Source organism: Bradyrhizobium sp. LA6.1, assembly GCF_040547805.1.
Taxonomy (GTDB): Bacteria; Pseudomonadota; Alphaproteobacteria; order Rhizobiales; family Xanthobacteraceae; genus Bradyrhizobium; species Bradyrhizobium barranii.
Genome location: NZ_JBEPQK010000013.1, coordinates 117,698 through 138,601 on the forward strand (window position 1 = coordinate 117,698; position 20,904 = coordinate 138,601).

At 64.2% G+C, this 20,904-nt stretch carries 22 protein-coding genes and 1 tRNA gene; 13 read left to right on the plus strand and 10 right to left on the minus strand.

The genetic code is table 11. The features are described 5' to 3' along the window. The first annotated feature begins 68 nt into the window (after positions 1-68). Entirely contained in the window at positions 69-1,052 is a 984-nt protein-coding gene (locus ABIB99_RS28290; RefSeq protein ID WP_084795399.1) for a DUF3592 domain-containing protein, read from the plus strand. Here ABIB99_RS28290 and ABIB99_RS28295 read toward each other — a convergent pair. Further along, positions 1,049-1,855: an N-formylglutamate amidohydrolase gene (locus tag ABIB99_RS28295; protein ID WP_231143624.1), complete on the minus strand. Its 807-nt coding sequence runs from the start codon at positions 1,853-1,855 to the stop codon at positions 1,049-1,051. The genes ABIB99_RS28290 and ABIB99_RS28295 overlap by 4 nt on opposite strands. A 205-nt stretch (positions 1,856-2,060) precedes the next feature. On the opposite strand from ABIB99_RS28295, the gene ABIB99_RS28300 reads away from it, so the two are divergent. Continuing rightward, positions 2,061-2,459: a gamma-glutamylcyclotransferase family protein gene (locus ABIB99_RS28300; protein ID WP_063985489.1), complete on the plus strand. Its 399-nt coding sequence runs from the start codon at positions 2,061-2,063 to the stop codon at positions 2,457-2,459. Positions 2,460-2,535: 76 nt separating this feature from the next. Here ABIB99_RS28300 and ABIB99_RS28305 read toward each other — a convergent pair whose 3' ends face one another. Continuing rightward, entirely contained in the window at positions 2,536-3,099 is a 564-nt protein-coding gene (locus ABIB99_RS28305) for a chlorite dismutase family protein (RefSeq protein ID WP_063985488.1), read from the minus strand. Between the two features lie 203 nt (positions 3,100-3,302). Between ABIB99_RS28305 and dnaG the strand changes: the two genes are divergently transcribed. Together dnaG and rpoD are read left to right on the plus strand one after the other, a co-directional pair. Further along, entirely contained in the window at positions 3,303-5,321 is a 2,019-nt protein-coding gene (gene dnaG / locus ABIB99_RS28310; RefSeq protein WP_354178553.1) for a DNA primase, read from the plus strand. 379 nt (positions 5,322-5,700) lie between these two features. Continuing rightward, on the plus strand, positions 5,701-7,860 hold the full coding sequence (gene rpoD / locus ABIB99_RS28315) for an RNA polymerase sigma factor RpoD (RefSeq protein ID WP_208069369.1): 2,160 nt from the start codon (positions 5,701-5,703) through the stop codon (positions 7,858-7,860). 109 nt (positions 7,861-7,969) lie between these two features. Here rpoD and ABIB99_RS28320 read toward each other — a convergent pair whose 3' ends face one another. The 3 genes from ABIB99_RS28320 to ABIB99_RS28330 all read right to left on the minus strand — a co-directional run bounded on the left by ABIB99_RS28320 (position 7,970) and on the right by ABIB99_RS28330 (position 9,774). Further along, positions 7,970-8,206 carry a hypothetical protein gene (locus ABIB99_RS28320; protein ID WP_028150700.1) on the minus strand — a complete coding sequence of 79 codons (237 nt, stop codon included), beginning with the start codon at positions 8,204-8,206 and terminating at the stop codon, positions 7,970-7,972. 245 nt (positions 8,207-8,451) lie between these two features. Next, on the minus strand, positions 8,452-8,721 hold the full coding sequence (locus ABIB99_RS28325; RefSeq protein ID WP_354178556.1) for a hypothetical protein: 270 nt from the start codon (positions 8,719-8,721) through the stop codon (positions 8,452-8,454). Between the two features lie 120 nt (positions 8,722-8,841). Then, positions 8,842-9,774, minus strand: coding sequence for an OmpA family protein (locus ABIB99_RS28330; RefSeq protein WP_354178558.1), 933 nt, complete (start codon positions 9,772-9,774; stop codon positions 8,842-8,844). A 167-nt stretch (positions 9,775-9,941) separates the two neighbouring features. Here ABIB99_RS28330 and ABIB99_RS28335 point away from each other — a divergent pair, with 167 nt between their 5' ends. Then, positions 9,942-10,748 (plus strand): lytic murein transglycosylase, encoded by an 807-nt coding sequence (locus ABIB99_RS28335; RefSeq protein WP_063985485.1) that lies wholly within the window; start codon positions 9,942-9,944, stop codon positions 10,746-10,748. A gap of 187 nt (positions 10,749-10,935) precedes the next feature. Here ABIB99_RS28335 and ABIB99_RS28340 read toward each other — a convergent pair whose 3' ends face one another. Further along, positions 10,936-11,772 carry an SDR family NAD(P)-dependent oxidoreductase gene (locus ABIB99_RS28340; RefSeq protein ID WP_354178561.1) on the minus strand — a complete coding sequence of 279 codons (837 nt, stop codon included), beginning with the start codon at positions 11,770-11,772 and terminating at the stop codon, positions 10,936-10,938. Between the two features lie 120 nt (positions 11,773-11,892). Between ABIB99_RS28340 and ABIB99_RS28345 the strand changes: the two genes are divergently transcribed. The 4 genes from ABIB99_RS28345 (at position 11,893) to ABIB99_RS28360 (ending at position 15,448) form a co-directional block, all read left to right on the plus strand. Then, positions 11,893-12,267 (plus strand): response regulator, encoded by a 375-nt coding sequence (locus ABIB99_RS28345; protein ID WP_028150703.1) that lies wholly within the window; start codon positions 11,893-11,895, stop codon positions 12,265-12,267. Between the two features lie 55 nt (positions 12,268-12,322). Then, on the plus strand, positions 12,323-12,934 hold the full coding sequence (locus ABIB99_RS28350) for a LysE family translocator (RefSeq protein ID WP_063985483.1): 612 nt from the start codon (positions 12,323-12,325) through the stop codon (positions 12,932-12,934). 641 nt (positions 12,935-13,575) lie between these two features. Then, positions 13,576-14,787 (plus strand): GGDEF domain-containing protein, encoded by a 1,212-nt coding sequence (locus ABIB99_RS28355; RefSeq protein ID WP_354178564.1) that lies wholly within the window; start codon positions 13,576-13,578, stop codon positions 14,785-14,787. Between the two features lie 34 nt (positions 14,788-14,821). Beyond that, complete coding sequence (locus ABIB99_RS28360; RefSeq protein ID WP_063985481.1) at positions 14,822-15,448, plus strand: peptidoglycan recognition protein family protein; 627 nt, start codon at positions 14,822-14,824, stop codon at positions 15,446-15,448. A 111-nt stretch (positions 15,449-15,559) separates the two neighbouring features. Here the strand turns inward: ABIB99_RS28360 and ABIB99_RS28365 are convergent, their stop codons facing one another. From ABIB99_RS28365 to ABIB99_RS28380, 4 genes are all read right to left on the minus strand, one after another. Beyond that, complete coding sequence (locus tag ABIB99_RS28365; protein ID WP_223153852.1) at positions 15,560-15,907, minus strand: hypothetical protein; 348 nt, start codon at positions 15,905-15,907, stop codon at positions 15,560-15,562. Between the two features lie 474 nt (positions 15,908-16,381). Further along, positions 16,382-16,582: a hypothetical protein gene (locus tag ABIB99_RS28370; protein WP_354178567.1), complete on the minus strand. Its 201-nt coding sequence runs from the start codon at positions 16,580-16,582 to the stop codon at positions 16,382-16,384. A 334-nt stretch (positions 16,583-16,916) separates the two neighbouring features. Continuing rightward, complete coding sequence (gene rpoH, locus ABIB99_RS28375; RefSeq protein WP_014492123.1) at positions 16,917-17,816, minus strand: RNA polymerase sigma factor RpoH; 900 nt, start codon at positions 17,814-17,816, stop codon at positions 16,917-16,919. Positions 17,817-18,032: 216 nt separating this feature from the next. Further along, the gene (locus ABIB99_RS28380) at positions 18,033-19,040 is read right to left on the minus strand and encodes an RluA family pseudouridine synthase (protein WP_063985479.1); all 1,008 of its coding nucleotides are present in this window, start codon (positions 19,038-19,040) and stop codon (positions 18,033-18,035) included. Between ABIB99_RS28380 and ABIB99_RS28385 the strand changes: the two genes are divergently transcribed. From ABIB99_RS28385 to ABIB99_RS28400, 4 genes are all read left to right on the plus strand, one after another. Continuing rightward, on the plus strand, positions 19,039-19,383 hold the full coding sequence (locus ABIB99_RS28385; protein ID WP_063985478.1) for a hypothetical protein: 345 nt from the start codon (positions 19,039-19,041) through the stop codon (positions 19,381-19,383). The two genes, ABIB99_RS28380 and ABIB99_RS28385, sit on opposite strands and share 2 nt — an antisense overlap. Positions 19,384-19,481: 98 nt before the next feature. Continuing rightward, positions 19,482-20,072, plus strand: a complete 591-nt coding sequence (locus ABIB99_RS28390; protein ID WP_354178570.1) for a DUF2846 domain-containing protein — start codon at positions 19,482-19,484, stop codon at positions 20,070-20,072. A 139-nt stretch (positions 20,073-20,211) separates the two neighbouring features. Beyond that, positions 20,212-20,286 (plus strand) — tRNA-Glu (locus ABIB99_RS28395). A gap of 158 nt (positions 20,287-20,444) precedes the next feature. After that, positions 20,445-20,882, plus strand: a complete 438-nt coding sequence (locus tag ABIB99_RS28400; RefSeq protein ID WP_231145435.1) for a 2'-5' RNA ligase family protein — start codon at positions 20,445-20,447, stop codon at positions 20,880-20,882. Positions 20,883-20,904: the final 22 nt, after the last annotated feature.

The following is a 20,904-nucleotide window of genomic DNA, read 5'->3' on the forward strand; positions in this document are numbered from 1 at the left end:
TCGCGCTTGAACCCTTCGCGGCGGCGATGCGTCCAATCGGGCATTGCCGCTGACGAAGGAATTTGGCCGTGCCCGATCTGCCCTGGTTCGTCTATGCGATGCTGTTCGCACCGCTCGGGCTGTTACTGGTCGCCTCCGTTGTGAAGACCTGGCAGGTGCGCGAGGCGCGAAGCTGGCCGCAGGCATCGGGCAAGGTCGTCCGCTCGGTCGCCGAGGTACGCGAGGTCAGGGTGTCCGACAGCGACCGCGAGGAAGGCTATCGGCTCGAGAGCCGCAATTTTGCGAACGTGACTTACGAATATCCGGTCGGCAGCCGCAAGCTGAGCTGTAACCGCATCTCGATCGGCGAGGACCTCGGCAATTTCGAGGTCGCCGAGAAGCTTGCAAAATATCCCGCCGGCAGCATCGTCACCGTCTATTACAATCCGCGCCATCCCGATCAGGCCGTGCTCGAGCGCGACCTGCCCAAGGGGCTGTGGGGCTGCCTCGGCATCGGCACGGCGATCGCGTTTGGCATCGTGTTCGGCTCGGCGTTCGGGCTCAACCAGACTTATGCCTACCTTGCGCACCGCATCGGGCGGCCCGATCTCGCCGGCCTCGTCGTCGGCTTCGGCGCGTTCGGCCTCGTCATCGCGCTGATGGGGTATGGGGTGCGGCGGCAGGCGTTGAAGGCGGCGCGCTGGCCGGTGGTGCCGGGCACGATCAAGCTGTCGGGGATCGAGCAATATCACGAGGCCAGCGAGCCGGGCGAGCGCCGCGGCACCGAGATGTTCGGCAAGCGCGTGACCTACACCTATCGCTATCAGAATATCAGCTACACCAATGAATGCGCGCGCGTCGCGGCCGGGACGCAGTCCGGGTCCGACGAGATGTTGAAGAAGCTGATGTCGCGCTACAAGCACGGCGCGACCGTCGAGGTGCGCGTCAATCCCGACAACCCGGCCGAGGCAACGCTCGATACAAGCGGCCCCGTCCGCATCGCCTGGCTGCTGTGGGGTATCGCTGCGATTTTCGCTGCGCTCGCGGTGTTCGTCGCGACGCGGGGCAGCTAGTCGACCAGCCTCTCCCTGCGCAACTCCAGCTCGATCTCCGCAAAAATCCTCGCCAGCCGCTCCGCCCATTGCTGCTGGCCGGACTGATCCGCGATCAGATCCTGGCGGATCTCGATGCCGGTGTTGACGAGGCCGCGGGCTTCGCCGTGGACGGGGATGGTGTAGTCGCTGAGGTCGCTCACCGCATAGGGCTCGTTGTCGCCGACGACGAGATCGCCTTCAGCGCGCAAATGTTTCAGCAGCAGCTGCGGCAGCACGGTGTCGCGGTTATACAGCGCGGCGATGTGCCAGGGCCGGGCGACGCCGGCATAAACCGGCGTGAAGCTGTGCAGCGACACCAGCACCGTCGGCCGCGTGTCGTGCAGGCGGCGGTCGATCGCGGCATCGATGCGGCGGTGATAGGGCTCGAAGATCTCGCGCCGCCGCGCCGCGCGCTCGCCCTCTGAGATGCCCTCGTTGCGCGGGATCGCGGTCGCCTCGGATATCACGGGAATCGAGCTTGCTACGCCGGGCGAGCGGTTGCAGTCGATCACGAGCCGGGAATAGCGCTGCGCGATCAGATGCGCATCGAGCATTCTTGCCAGCCGCTCGGCGACGCCGGCAATGCCGATGTCCCAGGCGATGTGTCGCGTCAGCTCGCTTGCCGCGACGCCGAGGTCGCCGAGCGCGCGCGGCAAGATCCGTCCGTAATGATCCGAGGTGAGCAGGAAAGGCGATGCCCCATCCGCATTGACCTCATGCACCGGCGGAATGTCCCCCGCGCCGAGCAGTTGATCGGTCGCGTCGGCCGTGTTCAAGTCCATCCTGATTGCCTATGGAAAAAGCAGTTACCGTCCAAATTGGGCAGCAATCGCTTGCAGGTCGGTCCACCCAAAATCATCATGATCGCCAGACGATGCCGTTGCCGGCGATTCATCACAAGACCAAATCTCGATTGCCCCCGGGACTTCGCTGGGACGAGGAAATGTGCGGCTGTCGTTTCGCTCGATTGACGGCTATAGACACCCCATGACCTCCGATCGTCTTTTCGTCTACGGCACCCTGATGCGCGGCTTCGACCATCCGATGGCGCGGCTGCTTGCAGGACATGCGGACTTTTTGGGTGACGCGACGTGTCGCGGCCGGCTCGTTCTCGTGAAGCATTATCCCGGATTGCTGCTGTCGAACGCGGCCTCCGATGTCGTCCATGGTGAGCTTTTTCAATTGCGCGTGCCCGACGAGCTCCTGCGCGAGCTCGACATGTACGAGGCCTGCGGCGAGGGCTTTCCGGAGCCGACCGAATATCTGCGCAAGCTGATCGACGTGACGCTGCCTGATGGCACCACGGAGAAGGCCTGGACTTACGTCTACAATTGGCCCGTCATCGATCTGCCGCGCATCGAGTCCGGGCGCTTTCTCGAGCACTAGGCGCGGATGCGGACTTCACCTCTCCCGCGCAAGCGGAGCGAGGGATCGCACCTTCATCGTGGCCGGCGTTCGATCACTAAGCCGACAGCACTTCCTTCACCAGGCGCACGTCGATCTCGTGCTCGACGTAGCTCCACTCCTCGGTCTGCCTCAGCATCGCCACCAGCTCCTCGAACAGCGAGGCATCGGGGGGCGCGAACTCGAACCATGTCAGGAAGTCGAAGGGACCGCCGAGATCGCGGCTGTGATAGAGCTGCCGCGCGATGGCGGGCAGGAAACGAAGAGTGCTGGCGATGTGGTGCGACTTGTCCTCGAAGATCTTGCGGCGCTCTTCCTGCGTCAGCTCCCACCACGCCTCCGATTTGCGGATCGGAATCAGCGCCGCGGAAGTGGCCCCTAACCGGCCGAGCTCGGCCTGCACCGCGGTGAGCTGCTGCTTCTCGGCGCGCTCAGTATAGCGCGGCGTGCTCGCAACGCCGACCAGCCGCCACGCATTGCGAGAGGGCACCAGGGGCAATGAAATCGCCTCGCTGTCGGTCACCGACAGCGCCGGCACGAAGGGCAGGGGCTCGCCCACCACGGGTGAAATCGAGGTCACACGCCAGCCCCCGCTGTGGCCGCCGCGAAACATCCTGAACATGGCCTATGGAAGCGCGGAACCGGTCCGGGTTCAAGTCTTTCCGCGGTCATTCCGGGCTCGATGCTTCGCATCGCCCCGGAATGACGCCTGTGCATAGGTCGAATAACCCGGATAAGCCGGACAAACCTGACTTTTGGGCAGGCCGCGCCTATATCCGTAACCCTTCGCCCGACTCACGTTGATTCGCGCCAGACCCAGAGCCCATGCGCTTCACGCCCCAGTTCCTCGACGAGCTTCGTGCCCGGCTTTCGGTCTCCGAAGTCGTGGGCAAGCGCGTGAAGCTGAAGAAGGCCGGGCGGGAATGGAAGGGGCTGTCGCCGTTCCAGCAGGAGAAGACGCCGTCCTTCTACGTCAACGACCAGAAGGGATTTTACCACGACTTCTCCTCCGGCAAGCACGGCGACATCATCACCTTCGTGATGGAGACCGACGGCCTGCCGTTCGCCGAGGCTGTGGAGCGGCTCGCCGGCATGGCGGGCCTGCCGCTGCCGGCGGTGACGCCGGATGCGGCGCGGCACGAGCAGCGGCGCCGCACGCTGCATGACGTCATGGAGCTCGCTGCAAAATTCTTCGCCGAGACGCTGGCCTCGCGCGCCGGCGCCAAGGCGCGCGGCTATCTCGCCGATCGCGCGATCTCGCCGGCGACGCAAGTGCAGTTCCGCCTCGGCTATGCGCCGCCGCCACCCGAGCGTTTCGCGCTGAAGGAGCATCTCGGCAAGCTCGGCGTCTCCGTCGAGGACATGATCGAGACCGGGCTGCTCGTTGCCGGCAACGACATTCCCGTGCCCTACGATCGCTTCCGCGATCGCGTGATGTTTCCGATCACGGATCTGCGTGGCCGTGTCATCGCCTTCGGCGGGCGCGCGCTGGAGAAGGACGTTCCGGCAAAATACCTGAACTCGCCGGAGACGCCGCTCTTCCACAAGGGCGACAATCTCTACAATCACCAGACCGCGCGCAAAGCCACCCACGATGGTAGCGCGCTGATCGTGGTCGAAGGCTATGTCGACGTCATCGCCATGGTGACAGCAGGCTTTGCAGGTGCCGTGGCGCCGCTCGGCACCGCGCTGACCGAAAACCAGCTCACGCTGCTCTGGAAGATGGCGGACGAGCCGATCCTCTGCTTCGACGGCGATCGTGCCGGACAGAAGGCGGCTTATCGCGCGGCCGACTTGGCCTTGCCATTTCTTGCGCCGGGCAAGAGCCTGCGCTTTGCGCTGCTGCCGGAAGGGCAAGACCCCGACGATCTCGCCCGCTCGGGCGGTCGCGGCGCGATCGAGGATGTCATTGCTGCGGCGAAGCCGCTCGCCGAGATGATTTGGTCGCGCGAACTCGAGGGCGGCAACTTTGCCACGCCCGAGCGTCGCGCCGCGCTGGAAGCGCGCGTCAAGGAGCTGTCCAACGGCATCCGCGACGAGGTGGTGCGGCGCTATTATCGCGACGATTTTGCCGAACGGCTTCGACGCACCTTCGCGCCCGAGGGCGGGCGCGGCGGCTTTGCCGGCCGGGGCAATTTCCAGGGCAATTCCGGCCGCTCCTTCCAACCCCGCGGCGGGGGGCAGGCGAATCGATTCGGGGGGCAGGGATTCGGCAGCCAGGGGCGGCGTGGGGCCCCCGGTCCTGCCTTTATTCCCTCCGGCCCCTACCAGGCGGCGAGCCCCCAGCTAGCGGCCAGCCCGATCATGAAGGGCCAGCGCAGCGCCATATCCCGGCGCGAAGCCCTGATCCTGCAAATCCTGATCAACCACCCCTGGCTGCTGCACGACCACCTTGAGGAAGTCGCCGCCCTGGAGCTGGCCCATCCCGAGGCCCATAAGCTCCGGGCCGGCATCATCGCCGCCTTCGCCAACGACCACCACCACTCGCCGGACCCCGGCGAGCTGGCCGAGAAGATGCGAGCCGACATCGAAAAGGGCGGATTTTCACAGCTTCTTCAAAGGGTTGAGAATGGCATCACGACCGCGGCGGTGTGGGGTGCCCGCGAGGGCGCCGCCCGGGACGACGTTCTCTCCACCTGGCACCAGCTCGTTGCCTTGCATCGGCAATACCATTCACTACTTAGAGAACTGAAGGACGCCGAGCTGGCCTTGGGGGAGGACCCCAGCGAGGCCAATTTGGCGTGGCTGCGTGACGTCAAGGCTCGGATAGGAGAAGTCGACGGTACCGAGGCCCTGATCGAGGGTTTTGGCGAGCTGTCGGGCCGGTTCCAGAAGAGCGTGTGATGAAAGAATCATGCGGACGGCCGGGACCGGAACCGCTAAAAGACTCGCCAAATCCAAGGTTTGGCGGCAAAAACAGGGTTAATCGAGGCTTAACGGTCTTGTAGCACTTTGGCCACCAGGCGGCCGCAGGCAGAACAGACGCGTCAGGAATGAATCCGCGCAATCGCTGTTGGCACTACACCTGCATCCGCTGCGACAAAGAGGCTCACGAAGCGTTAGGCAAATCCGGCGAGAGAAAAGGTCGGGGTGGCGAGAGATATCCGCGCCGCCCTTTCCGTGTCGCGATGTGACGAAGCGAGAGCGTCGAACAACAGGTTCAAGTGAATTCAGGCGGGCGGGCCGTTCGGCCTTCTGCATGAAGCGCGTTTAGGAGCAATGGATGGCCACCAAGGCAAAGACGCTGCAGGCGAAGGACAAAGAAAAGGACGACAAGGCAGCGGACGCGCCGGAGAAGGACTCCCAGGACGCGCCGTCGCCGTTGCTCGATCTGTCCGACGCGGCCGTGAAGAAGATGATCAAGCAGGCCAAGAAGCGCGGCTTCGTGACCTTCGATCAGCTCAACGAAGTTTTGCCGTCCGACCAGACCTCCCCCGAGCAGATCGAGGACATCATGTCCATGCTCTCGGACATGGGCATCAACGTCACCGAAGCCGACGATAGCGACGGCGAGGAGGACAAGGACGAGGGCGGCGAGGACGAGACCGACAACGAACTCGTCGAGGTCACCCAGAAGGCCGTCACCGAGGTCAAGAAGAGCGAGCCGGGCGAGCGCACCGACGATCCCGTGCGCATGTATCTGCGCGAGATGGGTACGGTCGAGCTCCTGTCCCGCGAAGGCGAAATCGCGATTGCAAAGCGCATCGAGGCCGGCCGCGAGGCGATGATCGCAGGCCTCTGCGAAAGCCCGCTGACCTTCCAGGCCATCATCATCTGGCGCGACGAGCTCAACGAAGGCAAAATCTTCCTTCGCGACATCATCGATCTCGAAGCGACCTATGCCGGGCCCGACGCCAAGGGCGGCATGAACACCGCGATGATCGGCGGTCCGACCGGCGAGAATGGTGAAGCGTCCGCCGAAGGCGGCGAGGTCGCAGCCGTGAACGGAGCTGCGCCGGCGCATGTCGCGCCGCCCGCCGCGCCGCCGTCGCCGACCCCGTTCCGCGCCGCGCCTGCGCCCGGCAATGCCGGCGAAGGCGAGAAGGATCCGGGCGAAGCCGCCGCCGAAGCCGACATGGACGAGGACGACGAGTTCGAGAACCAGATGTCGCTCGCGGCCATCGAGGCCGAGCTCAAGCCGAAGGTCGTCGAGATCTTCGACAAGATCGCCGACAGCTACAAGAAGCTGCGCAAGCTTCAGGAGCAGGACATTCAGAACCAGCTCGAGAGCACCTCGCACGGGCCCTCGCTGTCGCCGCACCAGGAACGCAAATACCGCAAGCTGAAGGACGAGATCATCGTCGAGGTGAAGTCGCTGCGCCTGAACCAGGCGCGCATCGACTCACTGGTCGAGCAGCTCTACGACATCAACAAGCGCCTCGTGTCGCACGAGGGCCGCCTGATGCGCCTTGCCGACAGCCATGGCGTCGCGCGTGAGGACTTCCTGCGCAACTACACCGGCTCGGAGCTCGATCCGCGCTGGCTCAACCGTGTCTCGAAGCTCTCGGCCAAGGGCTGGAAGAACTTCGTCCATATCGAGAAGGACCGGATCAAGGACCTCCGTCACGAGGTGCACCAGCTTGCCGCGCTCACCGGCCTCGAGATCGTCGAGTTCCGCAAGATCGTGCACTCCGTGCAGAAGGGCGAGCGCGAGGCACGCCAGGCCAAGAAGGAGATGGTGGAAGCCAACCTCCGTCTCGTGATCTCGATCGCTAAGAAGTACACCAACCGCGGTCTGCAGTTCCTCGACCTGATCCAGGAAGGCAACATCGGCCTGATGAAGGCGGTCGACAAGTTCGAGTACCGCCGCGGCTACAAGTTCTCGACCTACGCCACGTGGTGGATCCGGCAGGCGATCACCCGCTCGATCGCCGACCAGGCGCGCACCATCCGCATCCCCGTGCACATGATCGAGACGATCAACAAGATCGTGCGCACCTCGCGCCAGATGCTCAACGAGATCGGCCGCGAGCCGACCCCGGAAGAGCTCGCCGAGAAGCTCGGCATGCCCCTGGAGAAGGTCCGCAAGGTCCTCAAGATCGCCAAGGAGCCGCTGTCGCTGGAGACGCCGGTCGGTGACGAAGAGGATTCACATCTCGGCGATTTCATCGAGGACAAGAACGCGATCCTCCCGATCGACGCCGCGATCCAGTCGAACCTGCGCGAGACCACGACGCGCGTGCTCGCCTCGCTCACGCCGCGCGAAGAGCGCGTGCTGCGCATGCGCTTCGGCATCGGCATGAACACCGACCACACGCTGGAAGAAGTCGGCCAGCAGTTCTCGGTCACCCGCGAACGTATCCGTCAGATCGAAGCGAAGGCGCTGCGCAAGCTGAAGCATCCGTCGCGGAGCCGGAAACTGCGGTCGTTCCTCGACAACTAATTCGGATCGTCGTGCCCGGGCCAGTCCCGGGCATTCATCCAAACGAAAACGGCGGGCCGAAAGCCCGCCGTTTTCTATTTGTGCCGACGCTTCGCAAGTCGGGCGGAGCCTACTTCTTCTTCGCGCCGACCCGGTCGAGGGTCTTGATTGCCAGCGGCGGGCGGCCGGACTTTTCCGCGATCTCGCGGTCCTGCTCCATGATGAAGCCGCGCGCGGGCTCGTCGCCGTCCAGGCCTCCGAGCAGCTCCGCAGGCACGCGCCGGTTGGAGCGTTGGGAGCCGTCTTCGTAGAAGACGTTGAAAAAGGCGAACTCGCCCTTGGGATTGGTTCCAGGTTTTTTGGCCATGGCGGGCTTGTCGTCGATCAGGGCGCTATAGTCAAATGACTTTGGCGGGTTTTCCGGTGGTCACACGGACCTGTCGCGGCGGTATCGGCTGCGCAATCGATCGATGAAGTCCGTTTGCTGGATGTTCGGATGCGTCCGGCGCTTCGTAAAATCCGATGAGACCCTTCGCTCAATAAACGGCGGGCCGCAAAGCCCGCCGTTTATTTTTGGTCCTCAGCGTCGCCCGGGGCTGGCGGGGCGACAACCTAGAATAGAAGACTATAACTTGCGCCAAAGCGTGGCAAGGCAAATCGTTGACGCTGTGATGTCGCATCGAGCGCGTCAGATATGCGCTCGTCGCGATGTCTGGTTTTGATGCGCATCAAAGCAATTGTTTGGATGGCCAAATCACTTTGTTCATATTTCCTGCTCTCGCAACGCAACGAAGAGGTGCGTGCTTTGTAAAAAAGCGCGTTCGCCTGCACGTCTTCCGTCCGCGTGCACAGGTTGTGTTCCATTGTGCGAACGAGTTCCATGTTCGCGGTTGCACATCTCGCCTCGTACACGTGGCGAGTTCCGCTACGACGAGCCACTTCTCCACCGATAACGCCATTCAACAGATACTCGGAGCGCAGGTGGGAAGATGAGTGAGGCCGTCACGGTGCTACCAGCTCCACGCGCCGGTTGAGCGCGCGGCCAGCGTCCGTAGCGTTGGAACCGACTGGTGCCAGCAATCCGACGCCGGCGGTGCGCAGCCGCGTCTGCGCGATCCGAAAGCTTTTCACGAGTTCGGCTGCGACCGCTTCGGCGCGGCGCTTCGAGAGATCGAGATTGTATTCGTAAGCGCCCTGACTGTCGGTGTGGCCGACGATGAAGACGTTGAGCTGCGGCTGGCTCGTCAGCAGCTTTGCGATCTGCTCCAGCGTCGGGCGGCTCTCCGGCTTCAGCACCGCCTTGTCGGTATCGAAATAGATGCCGTAGAGCGCGACGTGGCCGGTCTCGCCAAGACCCTTCGCCATAGCGGCGGCATCGACCATCTTGTTCGCGATCGCGCCGAGCTCGGCGACTGTGACCAGCGCATAAATGTCCTGGTTGTTCTGGCTGACGATGACGCTGGCATAGGTCTCGCGCCCGCCTTCGGTCTTGCGGCCGGAAAAATAGCGGTAGTTAAAGCCGTCGACCCACATCTGCGGGACCGGCAGCGTGTCGATGCTTTCCGTGAAGGGAATGGCACCGCAGGCGTCGGTGTCGCAGGCGAGCAAGGTCTCGAAGCCGGCTTTCGCAAGCTGCGTCTCGAAATTGCGCGACACTTCCAGGATCGAGGGGCCGGGATTGGTGCGATAGGCGATGCGGAAGATGCGGCCTTCGAGCCGCCGCGCATCAGCCGGCTGGCCGTCCCTAAAGGCGGCCGCCTGCATCCGTGCCGCGTCAAAATCCTTCACCACGTAGCCGGTGATGACGCTGCCGGTGAAGCGGCCGATGCCGGGATAGTCGCGGCTGCCTGCGACATCGCGGGTCTGCGCGGCGGCGGCCGTGGCGGTGAAGGAGAGCAGGGCGAGGACAGCGAGCATCCGGTGCGGAATGGGCATGGTGATCTCGATCGGTTGGGGACGGGGCGAGCGCAATTCATTTGTCGCGGCCAAGATACGATCGGTTCTGACGATCGGTTCTGGCGAGGATCTGCCGCTTTGACGCGAATCCGGTTCCCGGGCATGATCGCGCGCTTCCGCGTTCATTCTTCAAAGGATTTTCCCGCATGTCGAGACTCGCCCTGGCCACCGCCTTCATCCTCTGTCTGGCCGGCGGATCGGCGCAGGCCGCGCGTTGCGGCGGCGACTTCAACAGCTTCGTCGCCAGCATGAGCTCGGAGGCGCAAGGAGCCGGCGTCTCGGCGAGCGTGACCAGCGCGGCCTTCAGCGGTATCGCCCAGGATGGCGCGGTGCTCGCCTTCGACCGGCGCCAGCGCTACACCTTCAACAAGAGCTTTGAACAGTATGTCTCGACCCGCGTCGGCCCTGGCCGCATCAATGGCGGCAAGGCACTGTTGCAGCGCCACGCGGCGCTGCTCTCGCGCATCGAGCAGCAGTTCGGCGTGCCCCGCTATATCCTGGTCGCGATCTGGGGGCTGGAAAGCGATTTCGGCAAGGGCGACATCGGCAAGCTGCCGGTGATCCGCACGCTCGCCACGCTCGCGCATGATTGCCGCCGCACCGAGCTGTTCCAGGGAGAGCTGCTCGCCGCGCTCAAGATCGTGCAGCGCGGCGACCTGCCGCTGCGCGACCTCATTGGCGCCTATGCCGGCGAGATCGGCCAGACCCAGTTCTTGCCGTCGTCCTACATCAAATACGGCGTCGATTTCGACGGCGACGGCCACGTCGATCTGCGCCACAGCGTGCCCGACGTGCTCGCCTCGACCGCGAACCTGCTTCACACCAGCGGCTTCAAGATGGGCCAGCCTTACGGCGAAGGCACCGCCAATTTCGAGGCGATGCGGGAGTGGAACAGGGCGGTGATCTACCGCAAGACGATCGGCTATTTTGCGGACCGGCTGGCGGGGCAGTGACCACATACTCGGTGTCATCGCCCGCCTTGTGCGCACTTGCGCACTGGGGCGGGCGATCCAGTATTCCAGAGGAGGCGCGGCTAGAACCGAGAAGCCGCGGCGTACTGGATGCCCCGGTCAAGCCGGGGCATGACAGCGGTGGTGTGGCGACAGCGGAGCACGCAGCGGCGATGCCGTCGCGTCACGCCTACTTCGCCGTCCCCTTCGACATCTTCTCCAGCTTCCGCTGCAACGGCGCCCAATAGGTGCCGGGGCGGAAGCGCTGCAACAAGTCCATGAAACGGGCGTCGTTGCCGATCAGGATGCGGGGCTGGTTGTTCTCGATGCCCTTGATGATGCGCAGCGCGGCGTCTTTCGGCGTGGTCTTTGCCGCGTTCTCGAACCGCTCGATCGATTGCGCGCGGCGCGCATTGTCGGTGACGCCGACCCCGGTGCGCGAATTGCGCGCGATGGCGGTGGCGACGCCGCCGGGATGCACCACCGACAGTTTTACGGGGCTGCCCGCGATCGCAAGCTCGTGCCGCACGCTCTCGGAAAAGCCGCGCACCGCGAACTTGGCGGCGGCATAGGCCGACTGTCCCGGCGGCGCGATGATGCCGAAGATCGAGGAGACGTTGACGATGTGCGCCTCTGCCAGCGTCTTCAGGTGCGGCAGGAAAGCGCGCGTGCCGTGCACCACGCCCCAGAAATTGATGTCGAACAGCCACTCCATCTGCGCCTGGTCGATCTCCTCGAACGATCCCATCAACGCCACGCCGGCATTGTTGATGACGATGCCGAGCGCGGGATGCGCCGCGATCGCATCACGCGCGAACTCAGCGATGTCGCCGGGCTCGCTGACGTCGACGCGATGCACGCTGACCTTGCGTGCGGCACCGATCTCGGCGGCGAGCGTCTTCAATCCGGCCTCGTCGCGGTCGGCGAGCGCGAGATCGCAGCCGCGACTTCCGAGCTCGATCGCCAGCGCGCGGCCAATGCCGCTCGCCGCTCCCGTGATGGCGGCGGCGCCGCGAATGGCAGTCATGATGTCCCCCCGTCAAGCCGGTCGTGTGGACCTATGATCTACATTTTTCATGATGGAACTGAACCACTGGCGAACTGGCTCCTTAACATAGGTTACGCAAGCAAGCACTGGAGCAGCCCCATGGGACAGGCAGAACCATTTCGCGCCACGGCGTTGATCGTCGAAGACGACGTCATGCAACGGGAGATGCTCAGTCTTCTGCTGGAGGAGAGCGGCTACCAGGTCATCCAGTGCGACAGCGCCGAGGCTGCCCAGCGGGTGCTCGACAGAAGCGCCGGCGCGCTCTGTCTGATGCTGACGGACGTCCAGCTTGCGGGGCGCATGACCGGGGTCGAGCTCGCGCACGTCGCCAAGGACCGCAATCCAAAGCTCGATATCGTCGTCACCTCCGGCCGTCCCTTGGCGCAGCCGTTACCCGACGGCGCAAAATTCTGGGCCAAGCCGTGGGCTCCGCTCGACGTGCTCCGCGAGGCCGAGCTCGCGCAGCTGTCCTGACGATTGATCCGGGGGCTCGCTTTCTTGCCGTGAGGCGCGGTGATAGGGTCTGCCCATGACCTTGTCCTTCCTGCTTACCTCGCTCATCGTCGTCGCCTCGCCCGGCACCGGCGTGCTCTACACCCTGGCTGCGGCGCTGACCCGCGGCTCGCGCGCGAGCATCGCTGCCGCCTTCGGCTGCACGCTCGGAATCGTGCCGCACATGATAGCTGCGATGCTTGGGCTTGCCGCGGTGCTGCATACCAGCGCGCTCGCCTTTGCCGCGCTGAAATGGGGCGGCGTCGCCTATCTGCTCTACATGTCCTGGCAGGCGCTGCGTGAGACTGGAGCGCTCGCGGTCGATGGCGAGATCAAGGAGCGGTCGAGCCGCCGCGTCATCGTCACCGGCTTCCTGATCAACATCCTCAACCCGAAACTATCGATCTTCTTCCTGGCCTTTCTGCCGCAGTTCATTGCGGTGGATGAAGCCCATGTGCTGGCGCGGATGCTGGAATTGAGCGGCGCCTTCATGGCTATGACCTTTGCGGTGTTCGTCCTCTACGGTCTCTGTGCGGCGTCGGTACGCGATCGCGTCATCTCCCGCCCGCGTGTCATGGCCTGGCTGCGCCGCAGCTTTGCCGCCGGCTTTGCGGCGCTTGGTGCCAAGCTGGCGTTTGCGGAGCGCTAGGCTTCTCCTTCATCTCTCCCCGCTTGCGGGGAGACGCCGCAGCAGAGTGCGGCCAATAAAAAAGCGGGCCTTGCGCCCGCCATCCTCAAACTCTCTCGACCTTACCCGACGCCCGGGCGGAGCGAGGCTCCACCCGGGCAAAGAACATGCTGGCTACTTCTTCTTGGCGGCCTTCTTGGCCTTTTTCTTCGTCGCCTTCTTCGCCTTCTTCGCTTTCTTAGCCATAGTATCCTCTCAAGGGTTCATGGTTAAACGCGACACGAGGGATGCTCGGCGGAGGGCCAGCCTCGCAACATCCTCGACCACAAACTCAGCAGATTCGCGGGCGGCTGCCCCGTGCTGTCACATCTGTGTCATTACGTTATCCACAGCTCAGATGCGTTTTCGGGTGATTTTTGCCCACGAATCCGCATCGCGATGCGCATCGGCGTGGCCGCGCAGGGAGACCGCGACATGCCTAATGATCCGATAATCGCGGCGCACTGTTCATGAATCCAAAACCAAGGGCGAGCTTTCGCAGATCGCAGTGAGGTTCCGTTAAGTGCAATCCGCGCATTCTTCTCCGCAAGAACGCGGGGAAGGGTCATGGACGAACGGCTGCCAGAGATGGGGGGTGCGACGCTGCGCGTGCCGCACGCGCCATGCTGAACGTACCGACACTCTGGACGGTCTTCGTCGTCAACTTCCTGGCGCTTGGCCTGATCTGGGCCTACGTGACGCGCTCCTATCCGAAATTTGCGGCCGCGCGGTTCTGGATGGCATCGTCGTTCGTCGGCGCCGCCGGCGCGATGACGGCCCTAGTCCGCCTGTTCGTCGCCTCTCCCCTGCCGCTTCTTGTCGGCGCTGCCGGTATCATCGCGGCGAGCTGCCTCGCCGCCATGGGCATTCAGCGCTTCTATGACCGGCCGGTCTCATGGCGCGTCATGGCCGCAACGGGGGTGCTAAGCCTCGCCGGCGTCGTGTTCTTCATGGTCGGCTTCGAGCACATGCAGCTGCGCATGCTCAGCTACACGCTCGGCCAGGCCTTGCCGCTGGTGCTGGCGCTGCGTCTGCTCCTTGCGCCGCCGGAGGGCCGCGTCAGCCCGGGCGCGCGGCTGTCCGGCATCGTCATCCTCACCATCATCGGGATCTTTGCGGTTCGCACGCTGGGTAATCTGCTCGGCCACGATTTCTCGGCGCGCGCCGGCGGTCAGGCTCATGGCGTCATGGTGCTGGGCCTCCTGTTCCTGTCGATGACGCTCAATTTCGGCTTCCTGCTGATGGCGATGGATCGCCTGCGCAACGAGGTCGCCGACCTCGCGCTGCTCGACGATCTCACCGGCGTCGCCAACCGGCGCCATTTGTTGCAGCGCCTGTCCGAGGAATGCGCCCGGTCTGAGCGCGGCGGCGAGCCGTTCTCGCTGCTGGTGATCGATCTCGACGGCTTCAAGGCCATCAATGACTCCCATGGTCACGCCGCGGGCGATGCCTGCTTGCGGCACTTCACCCTGATGGCGCAAACGCGGCTGCGGCCGGGCGACATGCTGGCCCGCACCGGCGGCGACGAGTTCTGCGTCGTGCTGCCGTCCTCGTCCCTGCGCGAGGCTGCCGCGATCGCCCGCCGCGTGCTTGAGGTCTGCCGCCAGGACGCCGCGGCCTGTACAACCAGGGACATCCCGATCGCGATCTCGATCGGCGTTGCCGAATGGGACCGCGGCATCGGCCAGTTTCCGGACCGCCTCATCGCCCATGCCGACCACGCCCTCTATGACGCCAAGAAAAACGGCAAGAACGACTTTGCCGTCTACGATCCGGCTCCGCCGCTCTCGCCTGAGCGGCCCGGGCTCGGCGAGGCCACGCGCAAATTCGCATGAAGCCTGCTAGGATTTGGGCCCGCCTTGGACCCGTATGATGATCCTCCGCCTGCCCGCGGCTTTTTTCGCCGCCCTTCTTCTGTTGACCCCAGCCGCTGCGACGGATGCCGAGCTCGCAAAGATCGCGCGCGTCTCCGGCACGCCTGACATTCCCGGCCTGAAAATGGTCTGGCTCGCGCCATGGGGCGATGTCCGCGACGCCCATCCCTGGCGCAACATCATCGTGCACCAGACCGAGGGGCCGGCAGGCTCGGCGCGCGGTGGCGCGGCGGAGCAATCGAAGAACCCGACGCGCCGCGGCGTCACCGTGTGGGTCGAGACCGACGGCACGGTTTATTGGGCGGTTGCGGAGAATCTCGTGCCGACCCATGGCGACGGCGCCAACCGCAACGACAACAAGTATATCGACAACAGATCGACCTATCGCCAGGTGGTGCGCGACAACTCGATCGGCGTCGAGTTCGCCGGCAACTATCCGGATGTCACCGCGGGCCCGACCGAGGCGCAGGTCGCGGCCTGGAAGATCCTCGTGAAGGTGCTGCGCGCGCGCTACGGCATCCCGCTCGACCACGTCTATGCGCACAACTGGATCGACTACAAGGACGCCCGCTATTGCGAAGGCTGCTGGCTCGCGACGCTGGCGCGGATTTGGGGGGAGTGACGAGCAGGCGCGTCCGGCAACCAAAGGCCGAAACCTCCGGTGCCGGACGGCCATCGAGAGCGATCGCTATCGGCTCTCATCGCCATCCCAAGTCCACCGGTCTTCCCAGGCTCAGGGGAATGCCTTGGGAAGATCGGCGGAAGGCTTCGTGACGATCTGGTGCGCGTCGCGCCAGATCACTTCGCGCTGGCGCGAGGTTGTAATCGTGCGCACCGGCAGGCCACCCTCCTCGAGCAGCCAAGCGCAGTAGCGCGCGCGGCTGACAGCCTCGCGGGCTTGAGGATCGAACCAGCAAATGCCCCAGATCGAATCGCGCCGCTTGAAGTGACGCGCGATGCGTCCAGGAAGCGGCAGATGCTGCGCGAACCAATTGAACTGGTCCGAGAGCTCATGCCGGATCCAGTCCGGACAGTTGTTTCGCTGGACATACCAGGACGCACGAAAGAAGCCGCTCTCCACGCGACTGTGCGGGTGGATGAGCGGTGTAACGAACCGCAAATACATGACGACACGGCGCGACGCCTTGTTGCGTCGCGCCCCTCGCAGCCAGATGCAATGAATGGAGAACAGCCGCGAAGCGGCGTTCAGCTTATGACCGATTGCCGATCAAAGAGGTCGGCGGTCAGAACGTATCGATCTACTTTTCATGCCGCCTCCCTTGGTTGCGCTGAACAACAAAGGCGCGATATCGCGCCGGGCGGCAGCACATACATCAGCAAGCGTCCTGCGGCAAGCGTGATCGACAAGGACGATTGAGCGGGAAGCATCCATGACGCGCTCCGGAATGACGAGCTAAACCGGCTGCGCCATCCATCCGAACAGCCGCCGCATCAATCCCGGCCGCCGTGGCAATTCCGGCGGGCCGTCCGACGCCAGCACGCGTTTGAAGAAGTAGTCCAGGAACACCATGTCGTTCGGCTCGGTGACGGTGAATTATTCGTCGCCGAAGAACACGCTGTAATTATAGAAGAACGGGCCCATGAGCGGGATCGTCGCGGTCGAGGCATAGTCCTTGGAGATGACGAACTCCGCGGGATCGAGCCCGTGCTCGCGCATCGCTTGCTCGACCAGCGGCAGCTTGCGCATGAACTGGGCGGAGAAGCCGCCGACGGTGGATTGCAGGATGATCGACACGGTTGGTGTCCGTTCAGTTGAGGCCGCCGGCCCGATCATTCTGGGTCGGTTGACCGGACGCGCGGGTTCAAGGCAAGCCCGGTTCTATGTCGGCCAGGGGAAGGAGACTGTGATGGCGATCTCACTTGGTAAGACTTTCCGCCACAACCACCGCTGTCATCGCCCGGTTCAAGCCGGGGCACGACAGCGAGTGTGGAGGTACGGCGCGCGTCGCATCGCGCAGAGAAGGCACGGCGGATCACTCAAACAGAGCATCGCCACAAACAAAAAAGCCGGCGTTGCCGCCGGCTTTCTGCCTCTTGTCGATCCGCCAATATCTACCGCGAAAGCCCGCTTAGTGCGCGGCTTCCAGTGCGGCCTGTTCCGCCCGTGCGATCGTGCCCTTGACCGCGGCCTGCACCTTTTCAAAGGCGCGGACTTCGATCTGGCGGACGCGCTCGCGCGACACGCCGAACTCGGCGGCAAGGTCTTCCAGCGTCATCGGCTCATCGGCGAGGCGGCGAGCCTCGAAAATGCGGCGTTCGCGCGGGTTGAGCACGCCCATGGCGCCGTTCAGCGCGTCACGGCGTTCGTCATACTCCTCGTGCTCCGCCAGCATGGCTTCCTGGTTGGGCGTGTTGTCGACCAGCCAGTCCTGCCATTCGCCGGCTTCGCCGTCATCGCGGATCGGAGCGTTGAGCGACGCGTCGCCACCGAGGCGGCGGTTCATGTCGATCACGTCCTGGTCGGTGACGCCGAGGCGCTTGGCAATGATCTTCACCTGGTCGGGGCGGAGATCGCCCTCGTCCAGCGCGTTGATCTTGCTCTTCGCCTTGCGCAGGTTGAAGAACAGCTTCTTCTGGTTCGCGGTGGTGCCCATCTTCACGAGCGACCAGGAACGCAGGATGTACTCTTGAATCGACGCCTTGATCCACCACATCGCGTAGGTGGCGAGACGGAACCCCTTTTCGGGTTCGAAACGCTTCACCGCCTGCATGAGGCCGACATTGCCTTCCGAGACGACCTCGGAGATCGGCAGGCCGTAGCCGCGATAGCCCATGGCGATCTTGGCCACGAGGCGGAGATGGCTGGTGACGAGTTGGTGCGCCGCGTCGCGATCATCATGCTCACGCCAACGCTTGGCGAGCATGTATTCCTGCTGGGGTTCCAGCATCGGGAACTTGCGGATCTCGGCGAGGTAGCGAGAAAGGCCGGATTCTCCATTGAGGACCGGCAAAGCAGCGGTACGGGCCATGATGAAGCCCTCCAAGGTTCAGGCCCCCGATAGCGGCGGGCCAGGCAGACGACCGCTGTGTTAAAGCCGGCCGTAGCTGCGATGTTCCGTTGGTCATTTCCAACGCAAGCGCAATATACCCCAAGGGGGGTCAAAAAGGGAAGGATTGCTGACGTCACGTCCCCGTGTGGCAGCTATAACTTTTTGTAATGTAACGCTTTTCCAAGGCGGCCTGCGTCATAGCGCCGCTTTCAGAGCGCCCTGAAGGAGAAGCAAATCCTTCGGCAGAGGCGCTTCCCAGTGGAGTAATTCTCCGGTTCTCGGGTGCTCCAATACCAGCAAATAGGCATGCAGGGCCTGCCGTCCAAGCGTGGCCAGAGTCGCCTGCGACTCCGGGCCGAGGTGGTTCGCCTTGGTCTTGAAGTGCGGGCCATAGACGGCGTCGCCCATCAGGGGATGGCCGATATGGGCGAGGTGGACGCGGATCTGGTGGGTGCGTCCGGTCTCGAGTTCGCAGGCGAGCAGGGAGGCGATCGGCTTGCCGTCACGCCCCGCAAAACTCTCCAGAAGCTCCCAATGCGTCACCGCCTCGCGGCCGCCCTGGCGCACCGCCATCTTCTCGCGCGCATACGGGTGGCGGTCGATCGGCGCATCGACGGTGCCGCGGTGGCGTCCTGGCAGCCCCCAGGCGAAGGCCATGTAGCCGCGGCGCATCGCGCCCGTCCGGCCGTGGTCGGCGAATTGCGCGGTGAGCGAGGCATGGGCGAGGTCGTTCTTGGCGACCACCATCAGCCCGGTCGTGTCCTTGTCGAGCCGGTGCACGATGCCGGGCCGGCGTACCCCGCCGATGCCGGAGAGCGAGCCGCCGCAATGGGCGATCAGCGCGTTGACCAGCGTGCCGGTCTCGTGGCCGGCCGCGGGGTGCACGACGAGGCCCTTCGGCTTGTTGAGGACGACGATGTCGTCGTCCTCGAACACGATGTCGAGGGCGATATCCTCGCCCTTGGGCTCGGGCGGGGCCGCCTCCGGCACGTCGATTGTGATCGTATCGCCGGATGTGACGTGATAAGCGGGGTCGCGGATCGCGGCGTCCTTGAGGCTCACCGCGCCCGCCAAAATCAGGGCTTTCAGCCTCGATCGCGACAGGTCGGTGAGGTGCGCCGCCAGCACGCGGTCAAGCCGAGCCGAGCCCTCGTCGCCGGCGACGACAACTTCCAACCTTTGCGCAGAGCCTGAGCTATCCATGACGACGTCTGATACCGCTGTTCCCGAACCGAGCCCCGAGCAGGCCGCGCTGTTCGCGCGGGTGCGGCGGATGATGCTGATCGCGGGGTTGACCACGGCGCTGGCAATCTGCGCCGTCCTGATTGCGGTGGGCTACCGCCTTTTCAAGTCGGAGGGAAGGGCGTCCGAAATGGCCGGTGACGTCACCGCCGCCCTGCCCAAGGGCGCCAGGATCGTCTCGACCGGGGTCGCCGGCGACCGCCTCGTGGTCACGCTGGACGTGGGCGGCGTCATCGAGATCCGCACCTTCGACGCCCACACCCTGAAGCCGGCCGGAAAGCTGAAATTTGCCAATGAGCCGTAGGGCCGGCCGCGGCTGTTGATCGTTCTCCGGTCCAGTTTGTCTTGCCGCGCAACTTCTGATTTAGCTCTTGGGCTTGGGAAGTTGGGCTGGGACTGGGAATGGGACGTATCAAGTCGCGCGTCGTCGCAATTGCACTCGTTGTCGGAACGTACGGATGCGCTGGATTTGCGGCGCTCGCAGAGCCGGCCAGGCAGCCCACAGCGCCAGCCAGGCAGGCTGGACTTGCCGCACCGGCCAAACAACCCGCGGCGCAGGCCAAGCCAACGGGCTCGCGGAACGCAAGGCTCTATTTCCTGCGCGAGAAGGGCATTTTCGGCGCGATGGGCGGAATGGCAGCCTCGTCGGAAATCCTGATCGACGGCAAGTCCGTCGGAAAGGTCGACATGGGGACGTTCTTCTTCGTCGACCGGCCGCCGGGCGTCCACAAGATCGCCTCCCACATGAAGATGTCGATGACGGACTATGAGGTCGAGGTCCCCGTCGAGGCCGGCAAGACCTACTATTTCGGCGTCGGGACGCAGCGGACGGGCGCCATCGGCCAGGACCTCCTCAACCAGGCCTTCGCCGGCAGCAGCGGCCAGCAGATCCGGTCCTCTTCGCCGTTCAAATCAGCCTTTGCGGGCGCGGGCCTGTTCCGCCTGGAGCCGGCCGCCGGCGCTGCGGCGATCGAGAAACTGAAGCAGCCGTGAGTGTTCCCGGCAGTTTCGCGGGGCGCGGCGGCCTGCCCCGCAATTAAGCTTGAGCCGCATTGACCGTGCATATCCGGGATTTTCGTACCCCATCGAGGCTTGCCGTCGGCAAATTTCGCGGCTATGTCCTGTCCCTCACGCTCCCTTCGTCTAGCGGTTAGGACGCGGCCCTCTCAAGGCTGAAACAGGGGTTCGATTCCCCTAGGGAGCGCCATTGCCTTGAAGCTACCTTCCCTTGATCTCGATTTGATTGTTCCCCCCGCTGGGTGAGCGCTTGTGGCATTGGCGATCAACGTTCGAGCCGATAACAATTCAGCAAGTGAGATCGAGTGGCTGTGGGATCAGGTCGTAGCGTTCGAAGTCGAGCCTTCGATGCGCACCCTTGGCTACCGGCCACATTTTACATTTGCGATCTACGACTCGCCTGCGATCGACGAAAAGATAGCATGGGCGGCCATGCTGGCGGCCGTCGCTGGCGAAGCGCAATTTCGCATCGAGTTCAAACGGATTCGTTGGTTCGCAGGCTCGCCTCTCGTTCTCTGGGCGGAGCCGAACTCCAATGAGGCGCTAACCCGCATCCACAGCTCCGTCAGCGCCGCAATCGACCCGGCGCATTGCCGCCCTCATTACCGGCCCGGGGCATGGACGCCGCATTGTACGCTCGGCTTGCGCATCGCCGATGAGCGGCGTGATGACGCGATTGCTTTTGCGCGATCGTTTGATCGAAGCATGGAAGTGCTGTTCGACGTGGCAGATTGCGTTGCCTTTCCGCCGGTTCAGGTAATCGCTGAGCAGCGATTGCCCCCGTAGTCGATGGCACGGCCGCGGTGGG

What these genes read in the sequence shown, in the direction of transcription:
- ABIB99_RS28295 (WP_231143624.1), bottom strand. Translation starts at nt 1,855, where the DNA reads ATGGACTTGAACACGGCCGACGCGACCGATCAACTGCTCGGCGCGGGG.
- ABIB99_RS28305 (WP_063985488.1), bottom strand. Translation starts at nt 3,099, where the DNA reads ATGTTCAGGATGTTTCGCGGCGGCCACAGCGGGGGCTGGCGTGTGACC.
- rpoH (WP_014492123.1), bottom strand. Translation starts at nt 17,816, where the DNA reads ATGGCCCGTACCGCTGCTTTGCCGGTCCTCAATGGAGAATCCGGCCTT.
- ABIB99_RS28360 (WP_063985481.1), top strand. Translation starts at nt 14,822, where the DNA reads ATGATGATCCTCCGCCTGCCCGCGGCTTTTTTCGCCGCCCTTCTTCTG.
- ABIB99_RS28345 (WP_028150703.1), top strand. Translation starts at nt 11,893, where the DNA reads ATGGGACAGGCAGAACCATTTCGCGCCACGGCGTTGATCGTCGAAGAC.
- ABIB99_RS28340 (WP_354178561.1), bottom strand. Translation starts at nt 11,772, where the DNA reads ATGACTGCCATTCGCGGCGCCGCCGCCATCACGGGAGCGGCGAGCGGC.
- rpoD (WP_208069369.1), top strand. Translation starts at nt 5,701, where the DNA reads ATGGCCACCAAGGCAAAGACGCTGCAGGCGAAGGACAAAGAAAAGGAC.
- ABIB99_RS28400 (WP_231145435.1), top strand. Translation starts at nt 20,445, where the DNA reads ATGCGCACCCTTGGCTACCGGCCACATTTTACATTTGCGATCTACGAC.
- ABIB99_RS28380 (WP_063985479.1), bottom strand. Translation starts at nt 19,040, where the DNA reads ATGGATAGCTCAGGCTCTGCGCAAAGGTTGGAAGTTGTCGTCGCCGGC.
- ABIB99_RS28325 (WP_354178556.1), bottom strand. Translation starts at nt 8,721, where the DNA reads ATGGAACTCGTTCGCACAATGGAACACAACCTGTGCACGCGGACGGAA.
- ABIB99_RS28330 (WP_354178558.1), bottom strand. Translation starts at nt 9,774, where the DNA reads ATGCCCATTCCGCACCGGATGCTCGCTGTCCTCGCCCTGCTCTCCTTC.
- dnaG (WP_354178553.1), top strand. Translation starts at nt 3,303, where the DNA reads ATGCGCTTCACGCCCCAGTTCCTCGACGAGCTTCGTGCCCGGCTTTCG.
- ABIB99_RS28335 (WP_063985485.1), top strand. Translation starts at nt 9,942, where the DNA reads ATGTCGAGACTCGCCCTGGCCACCGCCTTCATCCTCTGTCTGGCCGGC.
- ABIB99_RS28355 (WP_354178564.1), top strand. Translation starts at nt 13,576, where the DNA reads ATGCTGAACGTACCGACACTCTGGACGGTCTTCGTCGTCAACTTCCTG.
- ABIB99_RS28350 (WP_063985483.1), top strand. Translation starts at nt 12,323, where the DNA reads ATGACCTTGTCCTTCCTGCTTACCTCGCTCATCGTCGTCGCCTCGCCC.
- ABIB99_RS28320 (WP_028150700.1), bottom strand. Translation starts at nt 8,206, where the DNA reads ATGGCCAAAAAACCTGGAACCAATCCCAAGGGCGAGTTCGCCTTTTTC.
- ABIB99_RS28300 (WP_063985489.1), top strand. Translation starts at nt 2,061, where the DNA reads ATGACCTCCGATCGTCTTTTCGTCTACGGCACCCTGATGCGCGGCTTC.
- ABIB99_RS28385 (WP_063985478.1), top strand. Translation starts at nt 19,039, where the DNA reads ATGACGACGTCTGATACCGCTGTTCCCGAACCGAGCCCCGAGCAGGCC.
- ABIB99_RS28390 (WP_354178570.1), top strand. Translation starts at nt 19,482, where the DNA reads ATGGGACGTATCAAGTCGCGCGTCGTCGCAATTGCACTCGTTGTCGGA.